The following is a 16,253-nucleotide window of genomic DNA, read 5'->3' as shown; positions in this document are numbered from 1 at the left end:
GCAGCCGGCCCGGACTACGTGTCGCGGCTCAGCCCCAGGCGGGTGCGCAGGGGGACGCGCTCGTCGGTGGCCACCGCGGCCGCGCCGTCCGTCACCGTCTCGTAGACGGCCAGGATGTCCGCCGCGACCGTCGACCAGTCGAAGCGCCGTACGTGTGCCGAGCCGCGCGCGCTCAGCTCCGCCCGGCGCGCGGGGTCCCGCAGGAGGGCGGTCGCCTCCGCGGCCAGGGACGCGGGGTCCTCGTTCGTGAAGAGTCCGCCCGCCCCGCCCTGGTCCAGGACCTGGGTGAAGGCGTCCAGGTCGGCGGCCAGGACCGTCGCCCCCGCCGACAGGGCCTCGACCAGGATGATCCCGAAGCTCTCGCCGCCGGTGTTCGGGGCCACGTACACGTCGACGCTGCGCAGCAGCCTCGCCTTGTCCTCGTCCGAGACCATGCCCAGGAATTCCACGCGGCTGCGGAGCTCGGCCGGCAGGGAGGCCACCGCCTGCTCCTCGTCGCCCCGGCCGGCCACCAGGAGGCGTACGTCCGGGCACTGCTCCACGATGCGGGGGAAGGCCGCCATGAGGACGGGAAGGCCCTTGCGCGGTTCGTCGATGCGGCCGATGAAGCCGAGGGTCTGGCCGGACCAGGCGGGATTCGGCTCGGCCTTGGCGAAGAAGTCCACGTCCACGCCGTTGGGGATCACCACGGCGTCGCCACCGAGGTGCTCCACGAGCGTGCGCCGCGCGTACTCGCTCACCGCGATCCGCGCGCTGATCTTCTCCAGTGCCGGCTGGAGGATCGGGTATGCCGCCAGCATCGCCCGCGAGCGCGGGTTGGAGGTGTGGAAGGTGGCCACGATCGGGCCCTGCGCCGCCCAGCAGGTCAGCAGTCCCAGGGAGGGCGAGGTCGGCTCGTGGATGTGGACCACGTCGAAGACGCCGTCGTGCAGCCAGCGCCGCACCCGCGCCGCCGACAAGAAGCCGAAGTTCAGCCGGGCGACCGATCCGTTGTACGGCACGGGCACCGCCCGCCCCGCCGAGACCACGTAGGGCGGCAGCGGGGTCTCGTCGTCCGCCGGGGCCAGGACGGACACCTCGTGGCCGAGGCCGATCAGGTGTTCCGCCAGGTCACGGATGTGGAACTGGACGCCGCCCGGCACGTCCCACGAGTAGGGGCAGACGATGCCGATCTTCACGCGGACGGCCCCCCGGGCCGGCCCGCGGCCTCCAGGTCCTCGGTCCACAGCCGCTGCAGCATGTGCCAGTCCTCCGGATGTTCGGCGATCCCCTGCGCGAAGGCGTCGGCGACCGCCTGGGTCATGATGCCCGTCTTCTCCTGCCGGGTCCCCTTCGCGGGCACCTCCACCGGGGAGTGGATCCGGCCGTACATCTTCGGTGCTTTCCCGTAGTACAGCGTGGCGGGCAGCAGTACCGCGCCCGTCTGCTGCGCGAGCAGCGCCGGCCCGGCCGGCATGCGCGCGGCCGAGCCGAAGAAGTCCACTTCCACCCCGGACGCCGACAGGTCGCGGTCGGCGACCAGGCAGACCAGGCCGCCGGAGCGCAGCCGGCGCGCGAGCGTGCCGAAGGCGGCGCCGCCGTTGTGCGGGAGCACCTCCATGCCCAGGCTCTCGCGGTAGGCGACGAAGCGGTCGTAGAGGGTCTCCGGCTTGAGCCGCTCGGCGACGGTGGTGAACGGGACCCCGATGTGGGTGGTGGCCCAGGCGCCGGCGAGGTCCCAGTTGGCCAGGTGGGGCAGGGCGACGACGACTCCCCGGCCGGTGGCCAGGGCCTCGCGCAGGATGTGGTCGTCCTTCATCTCGACGTCGACGCCGAAACGTTCCTTGGGCAGGGTGGGCAGGCGGAAGGACTCCATCCAGTACCGCATGTACGAGCGCATGCCCGCGTGCGACAGCTCGCGCAGCCGCTCCGGCGTCGCGTCCGGCACCACCCGGGCCAGATTCGACTCCAGCCGCAGCACGCTCTTGCCGCGCCGCTTCCAGGTGAAGTCCGCGATCCGGCGTCCGAGGGCCGCCGCCGCGGGCTCGGGCAGCTTCTTGACCCCGGCCCAGCCGAGTCCGTAGAGCCCGTCGACGAGCTTGTCCTGTGCCGTGCCCATCAGGCCGTACCGCCTTCCGGAGGGGTGACGGGGCCGCCGGGGGCGCCGGCCCCCGCGGCGGCGGCAGCGGCCGCGTCGGCCTCCGCCGACTCGCGCCGTACGGTGACCACCCGCTGGATCAGCGTCACGAGCGAGCCCGCGGCGACGACCCACAGCGCGATCGGCAGCAGCACGCCGATCCACGAGGGCGCTCCGAAGGTCTCCAGCCCGGACAGACCGGCCGCGACCAGCGTGATCACGAGCCGTTCGGCCCGCTCGATGAGCCCGTTGACGGCCACCGGCAGCCCGATCGACTCACCGCGCGCCTTGGTGTACGAGACCACCTGCCCGCTGGCCAGGCAGAAGATCGCGACGGCGCAGAGGGCGTTGTCGTTCCCGGAGCCCGCGTACCAGAGCGCGAGCCCGCCGAAGATCGCCGCGTCCGCGACCCGGTCGAGCGTGGAGTCGAGGAACGCCCCCCAACGGCTCGAGACGCCGGCCTGGCGGGCCATGTTCCCGTCCACCAGGTCGGAGAAGACGAAGAGCGTGATGGTGATCGTGCCCCAGAAGAACTCGCCCATGGGGAAGAAGACCAGTGCTCCCGCCACCACTCCGGCCGTGCCGACGAGGGTGACCGCGTCGGGACTCACTCCCAGCCTGAGCAGAAAAGCGGCGAATGGCGTGAGAACACGCGTGAAGAATGCACGCGCGTACTTGTTCAGCATGGCCTTCCCGGAGGGTCGCTGGGCCGCACGGCCACCACGGCCACCGGCTGGCCCATCGTAGCCAGCGCCCCGGCCCGTCAGCGCAACGCACCCACCGGTTCACACCACGTAAGCCGTTCCCGGGCCCCGCGGGGCGTCCCGGACGCCCGCCGGGGGCCTGCCGGCCGCCTGCCCGAGCGGCCGCCGTACGACGTATGGACGCAGTGTGACGGCGGTGCAAAGCTCGAAGGAGCCCATTTCCTCTCCAACCGGGAGGCACGAGCACCATGGGAGCGACATCACACCAAGCCGGGGCCGCCGGCAGGGCACTGACGGCCGACCGTCCCGGCTCCGTACGGAACGTCGTGCTGGTCGGCCACAGCGGATCCGGCAAGACCACCCTGGTCGAGGCCCTGGCCCTGACCGCCGGCGCCGTGAAACGGGCCGGCCGCGTCGAGGACGGCGCCACCGTCTCCGACTACGACGAGATCGAGCACCGGCGCCAGCGCTCGGTCCAGCTCTCCCTGGTCCCCGTCGAGTGGGCCGGAGTCAAGATCAACATTCTCGACACCCCCGGATACGCCGACTTCGTCGGGGAACTGCGGGCCGGCCTGCGCGCCGCCGATGCCGCCCTCTTCGTCGTCTCGGCCGCCGAGGACGGCGACGGCCTCACCGGCGCCACCCGCATGGTCTGGGACGAGTGCGCCGCCGTCGGCATGCCGCGCGCCATCGTCGTCACCCACCTCGAGGCCGCCCGCGCCGACTACACCCAGATGACGGGTGTCTGCGGCGACGCCTTCGGCGCCGACGATCCCGACGCCGTCCGCCCGCTCTACCTCCCCCTGCACGGCCCCGCCGGCCACGACGGGCACGCCCCGGTCGCCGGCCTGCTCGGCCTGCTCTCGGGGCGCGTCTACGACTACACCTCCGGGGACCGCGTCGAGCGCGACCCGGACCCCGCCGAGCTGGACCTCATCACCGAGGCCCGCGCCCGCCTGATCGAGGGGATCATCGCCGAGAGCGAGGACGAGACCCTCATGGACCGCTACCTCGCGGGCGAGGACATCGACGTGGAGACGCTCGTGGAGGACCTGGAGCGCGCCGTCGCCCGCGGCACCTTCCATCCCGTCCTGATGGCCGCCCCCGCCGCCGACGGCGCCTCCAAGGGCCTCGGCACCGTGGAACTCCTCGAACTGATCACCGGCGGCTTCCCCACCCCCTTGGAGCGCGCCCCCGTCACCGTCACCGCCCCCGACGGCGCCGCCCGTCCCGCCCTGACCTGCGACCCCGACGGGCCCCTCGTCGCCGAGGTCGTCAAGACCTCCTCGGACCCCTACGTCGGCCGCGTCTCCCTCGTCCGCGTCTTCTCCGGCACCCTGCGCCCCGACGAGACCGTCCACGTCAGCGGGCACGGGCTGGCCGACCGCGGCCACGAGGACCACGACGTCGACGAACGCGTCGGGGCCCTCACCTCCCCCTTCGGGAAGCAGCAGCGCACCCTCGCCCAGTGCATCGCCGGGGATCTGGCCTGCGTGGCCAAACTCACCCGGGCCGAGACCGGTGACACCCTCTCCGCCAAGGACCGCCCCCTTCTCATGGACGCCTGGTCCATGCCCGACCCGCTGCTCCCCCTCGCCATCGAGGCCCACAGCAAGGCCGACGAGGACAAGCTCTCCCAGGGCCTGGCCCGGCTCGTCGCCGAAGATCCCACCATGCGGCTCGAACAGAACCCGCACACCCACCAGCTCGTCCTGTGGTGTCTCGGCGAGGCCCACCAGGACGTCACCCTCGAACGGCTGCGCACCCGCTACGGGGTCCAGGTCGACGCCGTCCCCCACCTGGTCAGCCTCCGCGAGACCTTCGGCGCCAAGGCCGCCGGCCGCGGCCGCCACGTCAAACAGTCCGGCGGGCACGGCCAGTTCGCCATCTGCGAGATCGCGGTCGAGCCGCTGCCGCCCGGCAGCGGCATCGAGTTCGTCGACAAGGTCGTCGGCGGAGCCGTCCCCCGCCAGTTCATCCCGTCCGTCGAGAAGGGCGTACGGGCGCAGGCCGCTCGCGGCGTATCGGCCGGGTATCCGCTGGTCGACGTGCGCGTCACCCTCCTCGACGGCAAGGCCCACTCGGTGGACTCCTCCGACGCCGCCTTCCAGACCGCCGGCGCCCTCGCCCTGCGCGAAGCCGCCGCCGAGGCCGCCCTGCACCTCCTCGAACCGGTCGCGGAGCTCGCCGTCCTCGTCCCCGACGAGTACGTCGGACCCGTCATGAGCGACCTCGCCGGACGCCGCGGCCGCGTCGTCGGCACCGACCAGGCCGGCCCCGGCCGCACCCGCGTCATCGCCGAGATCCCCGAGATCGAGATCGGCCGCTACGCCGTCGAGCTGCGCTCCGTGTCGCACGGCACCGGCAGGTTCAGCCGTACGTACGCGCGCCACGAGCCGATGCCGCCGCAGCTCGCGGACAAGCTACGTGAAAAGGTTGATAAGGGAAGCAAATTGACATAGTGCCATTTCGACCGCCCATCCAACCCGCTTGCGGTGGGCGGTATTTGGCTGTCCCATGACCATGGGGAGGAATCCGCCGATAGGCTCGTCCGCGCGGTGAGGCGGACGGGCCGGGCGGGTGGACCGACCGGGCGGGCTGACCACCGCCAGGCCGCGCACGACCGGTGGGGTGGACAGGCGCGGACTGCGCGGGCAGGCCCGCACACGAGCACGACGCACAGCGATGGGGGCAACGGTGGCGGACGACGGATTCGACTTCAGGCCCGGAGCGCAGATCCCGCTCCAGGGGGGCGGCGGGCAGACCGCCGCGACGAACGCCCTGGCCTCCGCCGCCTACCGGGACGGCGGACGCGACAGCGAGCTGAAATCCATACTCAAGGCCAACAACGAGTACCACGAGTCGGTCGTCAAACCCGGCAAGATCTCCCTCTTCGAACCCAGCCTGGGCGAGGCCTTCTGCCGCGCCGTCGAGGCCCGCACCCTCCCGCCGACCCGCAAACCCCTGATCCAGTCGTTCGGTGCCGACCCGCAGACCGTGGTCGAGCACTGCCTGGCGGCCTCACGCATCCGCAAGGAACGCGACCGCAAGCTCCGCTGGATCATGCTCGTCTGCGGGCTCGTGTTCCTCCCCGGGCTCCTGCTGTGGCTCGGCCTCTTCTGGGCCCGCAGGCTCCTGGCCTCCTCCGAGGGCAAGCGCGCCTCCTGGATGGGCACGGCCCTCCTCGTGGGTGTCGCCGTCGTGGCGGCCGTCCTGATGTTCCGGCTCCCGGTGACCGGCGTCCTCGGTCTCTACGTCCGCGCCATGGTCATCGCCCCGGCCCTCGGCTGGTACTTCGCCCGCCGGATCTGCGAGGCCACCGCCGCGGACCTGCGCTCCCGCTGGGACGGCCTCCTCTCCGGCGGCGGCGTCGCCGCCAAGATCCCCGAGGCCGTTCCCGGCAACCCCGACGAGAAGGCCCGCGAGGACCTGCGCCACTCCCTGGCCAAGCTGACCGCCGAGGACCGCAGCAACTCGGTCTTCTACGCCGGGCCCAAGGGCATTCTCGGTATGGGCACGCGCTGGGCCAGCTGGCAGATGGCCGAGGAGCTCGCCCCCAAGACCGAGGGCGCGGAGATCCACCCCTTCCGCAGCTGGGACGTCATACGCGCGATCGACACCCAGCTGCGCAAGCTGGAGCGCGGCCCCCTGCACACCGGAGGGCTCCCGCCCGCCTCGATCATGCACTGGATCGTCACGCCGGTCGGCGAGGGCGCCAAGGAGGTCGCCCGCCCCACCGGAGCGGACGTGGACACCTTCCTCGTCAAGCCGCACGAGATCACCCGGATCTGCAACGAACAGCAGTTCAGCGCGGGCAACCGGCACTACCTCGGCATCCAGTACCCGCTCTGGGACGGCCAGCTCGTCATCACCATGCTGGTCACGGTCACCGTGCTCTACAAGACGCTGCGGGTGGAGGTCACCGGCCACGCGCTGGGCCCCGTGGACGGCCTGTTCACCACCAAGTCGACCGCCCCGGTGGTCGAGGTGGCGAAGTCCGTACGGTTCTGGGAGACCGTGGAGCGCAAGCTGGCCCTGGTCGACACGAACGAGGTCGTCCGCCTCACCGTGCGGGCACCGTTCACCTGGTACCCGCCGCTCCTCGACTTCCTCGGCGGCAAGCTCGTCCTGCCCGAGCCCTTCGGCGTCCGGCACGTCTGGGCCGGTCAGCCCTGGCGCCACCGCTTCATGGCGGACGACGCGATGCGCGCCGCGACCCCCGTCCTGCGGGCGGTGCACACCGCCGCGATGCGGGTCCTGGACGAGAACGGCGTGGACATCGACCGCTTCACGAACCGCTCGTCGATCATCAGCGGCATGGTCCAGGACGCGGCCCCGCGCAAGGCGGACGTCTACGACGCCTGAGGACCGGCCCGGCGGACCGGGGGAGCCGGTCCCGCTGCCCCGCCGGCGGGGCGGCGGCCCGGCGGCCCCCTGCCGGCCGGCCGGGCCGGAGCGAGAGCCGGAGCTAGCCGACCGGCCAGGCGTCCGCGAGCATCTGACGGGTGTCCGCGAGGAGTTGGGGCAGCACCTTGGTGTGGCCCACGACCGGCATGAAGTTCGTGTCCCCGCCCCAGCGGGGCACGATGTGCTGGTGCAGGTGCGCGGCGATGCCGGCCCCGGCGGCCTGTCCCTGGTTCATCCCGATGTTGAACCCGTGCGCCCCGGAGGCCTTGCGCAGCGCGATCATCGCCCGCTTCGTGAGGTCCGCCAGCTCGACCGTCTCGGCCGCGTCCAGGTCCGTGTAGTCGGCGACGTGCCGGTACGGGACGACCATCAGGTGGCCGCCGTTGTACGGGTAGAGGTTGAGCACGGCGTAGACGTGCTCGCCCCGGGCCACGACCAGCCCGTCCTGGTCGGACATCTCCGGAATCCCGCAGAAGGGGCAGCCGTCCCCGGCTTCCGGCCCGGTCGGCTTGTTCTCCCCCTGGATGTAGGCCATCCGGTGGGGCGTCCACAGACGCTGGAACGCGTCCTGCGTGCCCACACCGATCTGCTGCTCCGGCTCAATCGTCATGGGATGCAGCATATGACCTTGCCCCCGTACGGCGTGTCGCCGGGGCGAAGACCGCCGGCGGGGCCGCGATGCTGAGCCCATGCCCGATCCATCCGAGCCCCGCGACCAGGCCTGGGAACGCCGGACCGAACTGCCGCTGTTCTTCGCTTCCCTGCTCTTCCTCACCGGTTTCACGGTCGCCGTCATGGCCTACGACGTGCACCCCCTCGTACGGGCCGTCGGCGTCGGCCTCGTGGCGCTGACCTGGTTGTGCTTCGTCGTGGACTACGTGGCCCGGGTGGCCCTGAGCGGCATGCGGCCCCCGCGCTTCGTCCGCCTGCACGTCCTGGACACCCTGATCGTGCTGCTGCCGCTGCTGCGGCCGCTGCGCATGGTCAAGGTCCACGACGCCGTCCAGGCCCGGTGCAACCGCCCGCGCCGGAACCTGTACGCGCGCGTGATGTCGTACGCCGGACTGTCGGCCGGGCTGCTCGGCTTCGCGGGCGCCCTCGGGGTCCACCACTTCGAACGCCTGGCCCCGGGGGCCACGATCCTCACCCTCGGGGACGCGGTGTGGTGGGTGTGCGAGACGCTGACGACGGTGGGCTACGGGGACATGACCCCGGTGACGCCGGGCGGCCGGATCATCGCGGTGTTCATGATGGCGGGCGGGCTGGCCCTGCTGGGCGCGGTGACGGGTTCGTTCTCGGCCTGGATGCTCCAGGCCTTCCGGCGGGAGGACGAGGAGGAGCCCCCGGGGAACTGAGGTTCCCCGGGGGCTCCTGCCGGTCTCCCCGCCCGTGCGGGGACCGGATCACACCTGCACGCGGCGCTCCACCACGTCGACGAGCTTGGCCAGCGCCTGGTCGCGCGGGACGCCGTTCTCCTGCGAGCCGTCGCGGTAGCGGAAGGAGACGGTGCCCGCGGCCATGTCCTCGTCACCGACGATGATCATGAAGGGGACCTTGAGCTTCTGCTGGTTGCGGATCTTCTTCTGCATGCGGTCGGACGAGGAGTCCACCTCGACGCGCAGGCCCTTCTTCTTCGCCTCGGCGGCGAACTCCTGCAGGTACTCGATGTGCGAGTCGCCGATCGGGATGCCGACCGCCTGGACCGGGGCGAGCCACGGCGGCATGACGCCCGCGTAGTGCTCCAGCAGCACGGCGAAGAACCGCTCGATGGAACCGAACAGGGCGCGGTGGATCATGACCGGCCGCTGCTTGGTGCCGTCCGGGCCGGTGTACTCCAGGTTGAAGCGCTCCGGGAGGTTGAAGTCGAGCTGCACGGTCGACATCTGCCAGGTGCGGCCGATCGCGTCGCGGCACTGGACCGAGATCTTCGGGCCGTAGAACGCGGCGCCGCCCGGGTCCGGGACCAGCGGGAGGCCCTGCTTCTCGGCCACCTTCTGCAGGGTCGCGGTGGCCTCTTCCCAGACCTCGTCCGAGCCGACGAACTTCTCCGGGTCCTTGGTCGACAGCTCGAGGTAGAAGTCGGTCAGACCGTAGTCGCGGAGCAGGTTCAGCACGAAGGTCAGGGTGCGGTCGAGCTCCTCCGCCATCTGCTCCTTGGTGCAGTAGATGTGCGCGTCGTCCTGGGTGAAACCGCGCGAGCGGGTCAGTCCGTGCACCACACCGGACTTCTCGTACCGGTACACGGTGCCGAACTCGAAGAGGCGCAGCGGCAGTTCACGGTAGGAGCGGCCGCGCGCGTCGAAGATCAGGTTGTGCATCGGGCAGTTCATGGGCTTGAGGTAGTAGTCGGTACCACCGTCGAGCTGCATGGGGGGGTACATGCCCTCCGCGTACCAGTCCAGGTGCCCGCTCTTCTCGAAGAGCGTGCCCTTGGTGGCGTGCGGGGTGTAGACGAACTCGTAGCCCTCTTCCTCGTGCCGCTTGCGCGAGTAGTCCTCCATCGTGCGGCGGATGACGCCGCCCCGCGGGTGGAAGACGGCGAGGCCGGAGCCGATCTCGTCCTGCACGGAGAACAGGTCGAGCTCGGTGCCGAGCTTGCGGTGGTCGCGCTTCTCGGCCTCGGCGAGGAAGTCGAGGTGGGCCTTCAGCTCGTCCTTCGACGGCCACGCGGTGCCGTAGATGCGCTGGAGCATCGGGTTCTTCTCGCTGCCGCGCCAGTAGGCGGCGGCGTTGCGCATGAGCTTGAACGCCGGGATGTTGCGGGTGGTGGGCAGGTGCGGGCCGCGGCACAGGTCCGACCAGGACACGTCCCCGCTCTTCGCGTCGATGTTGTCGTAGATGGTCAGCTCGCCGCCGCCCACCTCGACGTTCGCGCCGTCGTCCGCGGTCGCGGCGGAGCCCTTGAGGCCGATGAGCTCAAGCTTGTACGGCTCGGCCGCGAGCTCCTCGCGGGCCGCGTCGTCGGTGACCACGCGGCGGGCGAACCTCTGGCCGCGCTTCTGGATCTCCTGCATCTTCTTCTCGATGGCCTTGAGGTCATCGGGGGTGAAGGGCCTCGCGACGTCGAAGTCGTAGTAGAAGCCGTCCCGGACCGGCGGGCCGATGCCCAGCTTGGCCTCGGGGAAGAGCTCCTGCACGGCCTGCGCCATGACGTGCGCGGTCGAGTGGCGCAGGATGTTCAGGCCGTCCTCGGAGGAGATCTCCACCGGCTCGACGCTCTCGCCGTCCCGCACCTCGTACGAGAGGTCCTTCAGCTCACCTTCGATGCGCGCGGCGACGATGGTGCGCTCGCCGGCGAAGAGCTCCGCCGCCGTAGTGCCCGTGGCCACCACGCGCTCGTCCCGCTCGGAATCGCGTTGGATGAACACACGGACGTCTGACACCGGTCTCTCCTGACTCAGGGGGTGCGCGAGCGGACACTGCGCGCCTGAATCGTACCGAGCGCGGTGGCTCCGCCGCGCAACGGTTGCGGCTTCCCCGCCCGGGGCCGTCCCCCGCCCGCCCTCCCGCCGTTCCCCGGGGGCCGCCCCGGCCGGGGGCCCGGCTCAGTCGTCCGAGGGGAGGACCTCCGACGCGTCCACCGGTTCGTCGCCGTCCAGGGACTTCATGAGGCGGTCCCGCTCGACCTCGTCCAGCGGTACCGGAGTGACGTCCGACGCTTCCGTCAGGCGCCGGAAGCCGCCGCGCCGCTGCAGCTGCCCGCTGACCCGGACCGGCAGCCCCACCAGGTGCGCGTGGCCCGCCACCCGGTAGGACTCCTCGTCGAGCACCACCCGGATGTACGGGATCTCCGCCCCCGCCAGCACCCGCAGCCGGACCGTGCCCCCGCCGCCGGGCGCCGCGCGCCGCATCCGGACCACGGCGCCCGCGACCCGGACCGGCACCGCCGGCTCGTCCCGCGTGTAGCGCGCGGCCGCCTCCCTGAGCACGGGAAGGTCCCCCGGGGAGAACTCCACCGGCTCCGGCCGGGCCGCACATCCCGCCGGGACACCCGCAGCCGGGGACCAGGCGAGGGTGACGCGGGCTCCCTCCGTGCCGCGGACCAGCGCGATGAGCGCGTCGGCGAGCTCCCGGCTGACACCGGCCTCCACGGCGGCGTCGAAGGCCTCCATGCCGCCGGTGGCCCGCCGGTAGTCCACGGCCTCGCGGGCGGCGTGCAGTGCGTGGTGCAGCCGGGTCACCGGGCCGCGGCCGCCGTCGACGGGCACGTAGGCGGTGAGCCGCCGCCCGCCCGGGGCCGGCCCCACGAGCACCCCGTCCAGGGCCCGCTCGGCCTGGCCCCGGTGCCGGGCGCCGTAGTACCCGGCGCGGGCCCGGTCGGCCAGCGCCCCGGCGAGGAGCAGCTGACGGGCGGCCGAGCGCAGCTGCTCCTGCACGGTCCAGTCGGCCTCGCCCTGGATTCCGTAGGCCATGCGTGCGATCTCGCGGTCCCAGCGGATCTCGTCGCTCGGCACGCTGAGCCCGTAGAGCACCTCGCGGGCCGAGGGCACGGCGCTGCGCGAGAGCGCGGTGAGGGCCTCTTCGAGGAGGTCGGCGCAGTCGGGGAAGGCGCGGCTCTCGGGGACGAGGAGGCTGGTGGCGCCGCTGCCCGTCGTCGCGTGGGGCGCGGGCGGGGTCCAGCGCCCGTACCGCCCGGCCGCGCCGCCGCGGCGCAGCCAGCCGTGCCGGTGCAGCAGGGCGCCGAGCACGAGCGGATCGACCTGCGCGGGATCGGGGGCGCCGGCGGCCGGCTCCGGGGACGAGAGCGGCTCCAGGTGCCTCGACTGCCAGTTCATCAGGGTGTCCCTCCCGACCCGACCCGGGTCATGATCTCGCACAGTGCCCGGTCGTCGAAGATCCGCGTGGTCGGGATCCGTACGGTGGTCCGGCGCCGGCCGGTCACGGGGTGCCCGGCCAGATTGGTCCAGTAGCAGCAGTGCCGCAGGTCGAGCCGGTCGTGGCCGGCGCTCAGCCACTGGTCGCGTTCCCGCGGGACGAGCATCACGACGAGGATCTTGTGCACGGCGACGGGGCTGCGGGCGAGTTTCACGAGGTGCTCGTTGTCGAGGGTGAAGCCGAAGGTCGGCCCGGCCGGGCTGGGCGGTACCTGGTAGGTCGCCTTCAGCTGCACCTTGACGGTCACCTCGTCGTCGACGACGTGCTCGGGCGCCCCGTGGCTGACGTGCCAGTCGATGCCGTTGTCGGGAAAGGGCTGGGACAGGGAGCAGCCGGCCGCGGCGGCGACGGCGTGCAGGTATCCCACCTGGAGGGTCTCCATGCAGGCGGTGGTGGCGAGCGTGCCGCGCAGCGGTCCGCCCCGCGGGTCGGTCCGCGGTGCGATCTGCCCCGCCAGCACCCCGCCCGGTTCGGGCTGCGCGAGCGCCATGGCCGGCTCCCCATGCCTTCCGGGCACTGCCGGGATCGGGCCGTGTCGGGCCCGTCTCGGCTCCGTGTCAGGGTGTCGGGGTTGACGACCGGTCATGTGTGCGGTCCCCCACTGGAGTTGTCTCCGCAGTCGGCTCCCCGCAAACGGCGTACGGGGCAAAGAGCCCGGGTATCACCGATTCGGGCAAGGGTGGCGGGCCCCGGGCCGCAGGCGCCCGAGCGCATCCCATCTGCCGACGGGTGACGAGGAGTTCGCCATGACACGCTGGTACGAGGGCCCGTTGGCCGCGTTCGACACGGAGACCACCGGGGTGGACGTGGAGCAGGACAGGATCGTGTCCGCCGCCCTCATCGTGCAGGAGTGCGCGGGCGGCCGGGTCCGCTCCACGCGCTGGCTGGTCAATCCCGGCGTCCCGGTACCGCCGGGGGCCACGGAAGTACACGGTCTGACCGACGACCACCTCCAGCGCAACGGCCGTTGGCCCGCGCCGGTGGTGGAGGAGATAGCCCGCGCGCTCGGGGAGCAGCAGGTGGCGGGCCGGCCGGTGGTGGTGATGAACGCGCCGTTCGATCTGACGCTGCTGGACCGGGAGTTGCGCCGGCACCGGGCGTCCTCGCTCGCGCGGTACCTGGACAACAGGCCGCTGACGGTGCTGGATCCGAGGGTCCTGGACAAGCATCTGGACCGCTACCGCAAGGGGCGGCGGACGCTGACGGACCTGTGCGCGCACTACGGGATAGAGCTGGAGGCGGCGCACGACGCGGCGGCGGACGCGCTGGCCTCGCTGGAGCTCGTCCGCGCGGTGGGCCGGCGGTTCTCGGGACGGCTGGAGCGGCTGTCCCCGGCGGAACTGCACACGTTGCAGCAGGTGTGGCACGCGGCGCAGGCGCGCGGGCTGCAGGCGTGGTTCGCGCGGCAGGGCACCCCGGAGCCGGTGGATCCGCACTGGCCGCTGCGGCCGGAGCTCGGCGCCGCGGCGTAGCGGGGGCGCACCCGGGCGGGCCCCTGCGCAGCGGCCCCGGACATGCGGAAGGCCGGTCCGTCAGCAGACGGACCGGCCTGTCCCGGTGGGCGATACTGGGATCGAACCAGTGACCCCTTCGGTGTGAACGAAGTGCTCTCCCGCTGAGCTAATCGCCCGGGAACGGAGTGAACAATACAGAAGGCTCGGGGCTGGTTCAAACCGCTTCCGTTCCGGCTGCCAGACGGGCGGCGAGTCCGCGCCGTCCGGCCCTCATCATCAGGCGGTGGTTGAGCCGGAACACCGGCCGCCCGGGCAGCGAGAGCCACCGCATGAGGGGCCGGCGGACCTCGACCTCCTGCTCGTACAGGGCCCGCGCGCCGCCGCGCCGCGGCCGGACGGTCCAGCGCGCCCAGCCCTCCAGGTCGCCGTGCAGGGCGACCTCCAGGATCCCGCGCGCGGGATCGCGCAGCAGTTCGTCGGCGCTCACGCGCAGGGTGAACGGGAGCGCGGAGCGGATGAGGGCGACGCCGCCGCCGGCGTCCCCGGCGGGCGCGACGGCGCGGATCTGGGGCCACCACAGGGAGTAGTCCTCGGCACGTTCCAGGACGGCGTAGACGCGGGGGGCGGGAGCGGCGAGGTCCCACACGCTGCGGAAGCGGTAGCGGGTCCAGCGCTCGCGGGCACGGCTGCCGCGGGAGCCGGGGGGAGTCGCGCCGCGGGGGTCGCGGCCGCGTGCGGGGGTACGGCGGGGGGCGCCGGTGCGTGAATCCACGGCGCGGGCACGGCGGTTGCTCGGGTCCATGGACCGAGTCTGGCGGGCGAAGGGGGACCGCACGTCGTACTCAGGCGGAACTCGCACCGAGATGAGTACTCCCGCCCATGCCCCGGACCCGCGCCCAGGGGCACAATCCGGCCATGGAGATACCCCTGCCGCCGGCCGAGGAGCTCACGCTCATCGACCGCGAACTGTTCCAACTCGACGCCCGGCGCCACCACCTGCTGAGCAGGCGGGAGTGGCTGCTGCGCGGGCAGGCCCCCCTCGCCTGGGGCGTTGCGGCGGCTCCGGCCGGGCCGAGGCCCCCGAGGGAGGCCTCGGCGCCGGGTGCGCAGAACGTGCTGCTGGCCCTGGGAGCCGTCCTGCTGGCGGTGGCGGCGCTGGCGTTCACCCTCCTCAGCTGGGGCTCTCTGGGCATCGCGGGACGCAGCGGCGTTCTCACCGCGGTGACGGCGGCGGCGCTCGCCGCGCCCGCGCTGCTGCTGCGCCGGGGCCTTCGGTCGACGGCCGAGGCGGTGGGCGCGGTCGGCCTGTTGCTGACGGTGCTGGACGCGTACGCGCTGTACGCGGTCGGCATGCCGGACACCGACGGCGCGGCGTACGCGGCCGGTGCGGCCGCGGCGCTGGCGGCGCTGTGGGCCGGGTACGGGCGGGCCTTGACGCGGCTGCGCCTTCCGCTCCCGGCGGCGCTCCTCACGGCGCAGCTGCCGCTGCCGCTCGCGGCGCTCGCGGCCGGGTCCGGCGGACCCGGCCTGGGCTGGGCGCTGCTGGCCACGGCGGCGCTGGACGCGCTGCTCGCGCTGGTGCGGCCGGGCCGGTGGACGGTCTGGGCCGCTGCGGCGGGTTCGGTGACGGGCGGGGCGGCGCTGCTGACGGGGCTCTCGGAATCGGTGGCCCGGGCGGCGACGGGAACGGCCTCATCGGTCCTGGCCGCGTCGGCGCTGCTGGCGGCGACGGCCGCGGTGGGCGTGGCGGTGGCGTGGCGTCCGGAGGGGCGGGCGGCCTTCGCCGCGGCGGGCGGCGTCGCGGCCGTGGCGGCGGTCGGCGGTCCGGTGGCTCCGGAGGTGGATCCGTCCTGGGCTGCGGTGGCGTACCTGGTGGCGGCGCTGGCGCTGCTAGGGACGGTACGGCTCCCCGCGCTCCCGGCTCCGGTCCGGACCGGCCTCGCCTGGGCCGGTGCGGGGGTGGCGGCCCTGTCGGCGCTCTGGGGCGTGTCGTGGGCGGCGACGGTGCTGGCGGGGCGGCTGCGGGTGCTGGAGGAGGTGTGGTCGGTGACGACGCCCACCCCGGCCGCGGACGGGCCGGGTCCGGCGCCGCTGGTGGCGCTGCTGCTGACGGCGGCGGCCGCGTGGTGGCTGGTCCGGACGCTGCCGGAGCCGCACGGGGCGGCCGCGTCGGCGGTGTCGGTGGCCCTGGGCTGGGCGGGACTGTTCACCGCCCCCGTGGCCCTGGGCCTGCCGCCCGGTGCGGTCTTCGTGGCCCAGCTCGCGGTGACGGCGGCGGCGGGGGCGCTCGCGCTGCGGTCCCGGCCCCCGATCGGTGGCCGGGCCGTTGCCGCGGCCCTCTGCGCGACGGCCGGCGCCCTGAACCTGTCCGTGGCGGCCCTGGACGGCCGGCTGGCCACCTTCGGCGTGCTCGGGGTGCTGGCGGCGCTCGGCGCGGCGGGGGCCGCGTACCGGCCCGGCGCGGCGTGGGCCCGTACGGGGGCGGCGGTGCTCGCGGTCGGGTACGCGGCGGCGCTGGCGGTGGCCCTGGGCGCACTGCTGGACCTCCCGGTGGCCTGGTGGGCGCCGCCGGTCCTCGCGGTCGCGGCGGCCGTGGCCGCCCTCGGCCCCCGTCTGGGCCTCGTACGGGCGCCCACCACGCCGCCCACCACACCTCCGCCCACCGGCAACAAGGTCGACAACCCCTACGCCGGCGCC

The 16,253-nt window shown here is 73.3% G+C and carries 13 protein-coding genes and 1 tRNA gene; 5 read left to right on the top strand and 9 right to left on the bottom strand.

All coding sequences use genetic code 11. The annotated features are described in order from the left end of the window. Positions 1–14 precede the first annotated feature (14 nt). From ABZY44_RS29060 to pgsA, 3 genes are read right to left on the bottom strand one after another with little or no spacing between them, the layout of a single operon-like run. Positions 15–1,178, bottom strand: a complete 1,164-nt coding sequence (locus ABZY44_RS29060; RefSeq protein ID WP_356658906.1) for a glycosyltransferase family 4 protein — start codon at positions 1,176–1,178, stop codon at positions 15–17. Then, a complete protein-coding gene (locus ABZY44_RS29055; RefSeq protein ID WP_356658904.1) occupies positions 1,175–2,098 on the bottom strand; it encodes a phosphatidylinositol mannoside acyltransferase in 924 nt (307 codons plus the stop codon). The genes ABZY44_RS29060 and ABZY44_RS29055 overlap by 4 nt, the downstream gene beginning before the upstream one ends. Beyond that, positions 2,098–2,802 (bottom strand): phosphatidylinositol phosphate synthase, encoded by a 705-nt coding sequence (gene pgsA / locus ABZY44_RS29050; RefSeq protein WP_356658902.1) that lies wholly within the window; start codon positions 2,800–2,802, stop codon positions 2,098–2,100. Before pgsA ends, ABZY44_RS29055 begins: the two co-directional genes overlap by 1 nt. A 266-nt stretch (positions 2,803–3,068) precedes the next feature. Between pgsA and ABZY44_RS29045 the strand changes: the two genes are divergently transcribed. Then, entirely contained in the window at positions 3,069–5,282 is a 2,214-nt protein-coding gene (locus tag ABZY44_RS29045) for an elongation factor G-like protein EF-G2 (protein ID WP_356658900.1), read from the top strand. Between the two features lie 235 nt (positions 5,283–5,517). Beyond that, positions 5,518–7,185, top strand: a complete 1,668-nt coding sequence (locus tag ABZY44_RS29040; RefSeq protein WP_356658898.1) for a hypothetical protein — start codon at positions 5,518–5,520, stop codon at positions 7,183–7,185. 103 nt (positions 7,186–7,288) lie between these two features. Here the strand turns inward: ABZY44_RS29040 and ABZY44_RS29035 are convergent, their stop codons facing one another. Further along, positions 7,289–7,849 carry an HIT domain-containing protein gene (locus ABZY44_RS29035; protein ID WP_356658896.1) on the bottom strand — a complete coding sequence of 187 codons (561 nt, stop codon included), beginning with the start codon at positions 7,847–7,849 and terminating at the stop codon, positions 7,289–7,291. A gap of 67 nt (positions 7,850–7,916) precedes the next feature. Here ABZY44_RS29035 and ABZY44_RS29030 point away from each other — a divergent pair, with 67 nt between their 5' ends. Continuing rightward, positions 7,917–8,582, top strand: coding sequence for a potassium channel family protein (locus ABZY44_RS29030; protein ID WP_356658894.1), 666 nt, complete (start codon positions 7,917–7,919; stop codon positions 8,580–8,582). Positions 8,583–8,630: 48 nt separating this feature from the next. Here ABZY44_RS29030 and thrS read toward each other — a convergent pair whose 3' ends face one another. The 3 genes from thrS to ABZY44_RS29015 form a co-directional block, all read right to left on the bottom strand. Beyond that, positions 8,631–10,610 (bottom strand): threonine--tRNA ligase, encoded by a 1,980-nt coding sequence (gene thrS, locus ABZY44_RS29025; protein ID WP_356658893.1) that lies wholly within the window; start codon positions 10,608–10,610, stop codon positions 8,631–8,633. Positions 10,611–10,772: 162 nt separating this feature from the next. Continuing rightward, a complete protein-coding gene (locus ABZY44_RS29020; RefSeq protein ID WP_356658891.1) occupies positions 10,773–12,002 on the bottom strand; it encodes a hypothetical protein in 1,230 nt (409 codons plus the stop codon). Then, positions 12,002–12,592 (bottom strand): DUF4365 domain-containing protein, encoded by a 591-nt coding sequence (locus ABZY44_RS29015; protein WP_356658889.1) that lies wholly within the window; start codon positions 12,590–12,592, stop codon positions 12,002–12,004. Before ABZY44_RS29015 ends, ABZY44_RS29020 begins: the two co-directional genes overlap by 1 nt. Positions 12,593–12,848: 256 nt before the next feature. On the opposite strand from ABZY44_RS29015, the gene ABZY44_RS29010 reads away from it, so the two are divergent. Further along, the gene (locus ABZY44_RS29010) at positions 12,849–13,574 is read left to right on the top strand and encodes a 3'-5' exonuclease (protein WP_356658887.1); all 726 of its coding nucleotides are present in this window, start codon (positions 12,849–12,851) and stop codon (positions 13,572–13,574) included. Between the two features lie 86 nt (positions 13,575–13,660). Here the strand turns inward: ABZY44_RS29010 and ABZY44_RS29005 are convergent. Both ABZY44_RS29005 and ABZY44_RS29000 read right to left on the bottom strand, forming a co-directional pair. After that, a tRNA-Val gene (locus ABZY44_RS29005) sits at positions 13,661–13,732 on the bottom strand. Positions 13,733–13,770: 38 nt separating this feature from the next. Next, complete coding sequence (locus ABZY44_RS29000; RefSeq protein WP_356658939.1) at positions 13,771–14,202, bottom strand: SRPBCC family protein; 432 nt, start codon at positions 14,200–14,202, stop codon at positions 13,771–13,773. 269 nt (positions 14,203–14,471) lie between these two features. Here ABZY44_RS29000 and ABZY44_RS28995 point away from each other — a divergent pair. Then, positions 14,472–16,253, top strand: a 1,782-nt coding sequence (locus ABZY44_RS28995) for a hypothetical protein (RefSeq protein ID WP_356658885.1), incomplete at its 3' end; no start/stop codon positions are given.

The sequence above is a fragment of the Streptomyces sp. NPDC006544 genome, assembly GCF_040611715.1.
Classification (GTDB): Bacteria; Actinomycetota; Actinomycetes; order Streptomycetales; family Streptomycetaceae; genus Streptomyces.
This window is presented reverse-complemented; position numbering and strand designations above follow the sequence as displayed.

Excerpts from the sequence above, each read along its gene's own strand:
- ABZY44_RS29055 (WP_356658904.1), bottom strand. The coding sequence starts at position 2,098 with ATGGGCACGGCACAGGACAAGCTCGTCGACGGGCTCTACGGACTCGGC.
- ABZY44_RS29020 (WP_356658891.1), bottom strand. The coding sequence starts at position 12,002 with ATGAACTGGCAGTCGAGGCACCTGGAGCCGCTCTCGTCCCCGGAGCCG.
- ABZY44_RS29030 (WP_356658894.1), top strand. The coding sequence starts at position 7,917 with ATGCCCGATCCATCCGAGCCCCGCGACCAGGCCTGGGAACGCCGGACC.
- pgsA (WP_356658902.1), bottom strand. The coding sequence starts at position 2,802 with ATGCTGAACAAGTACGCGCGTGCATTCTTCACGCGTGTTCTCACGCCA.
- ABZY44_RS29015 (WP_356658889.1), bottom strand. The coding sequence starts at position 12,592 with ATGGCGCTCGCGCAGCCCGAACCGGGCGGGGTGCTGGCGGGGCAGATC.
- ABZY44_RS29035 (WP_356658896.1), bottom strand. The coding sequence starts at position 7,849 with ATGCTGCATCCCATGACGATTGAGCCGGAGCAGCAGATCGGTGTGGGC.
- ABZY44_RS29045 (WP_356658900.1), top strand. The coding sequence starts at position 3,069 with ATGGGAGCGACATCACACCAAGCCGGGGCCGCCGGCAGGGCACTGACG.
- ABZY44_RS29010 (WP_356658887.1), top strand. The coding sequence starts at position 12,849 with ATGACACGCTGGTACGAGGGCCCGTTGGCCGCGTTCGACACGGAGACC.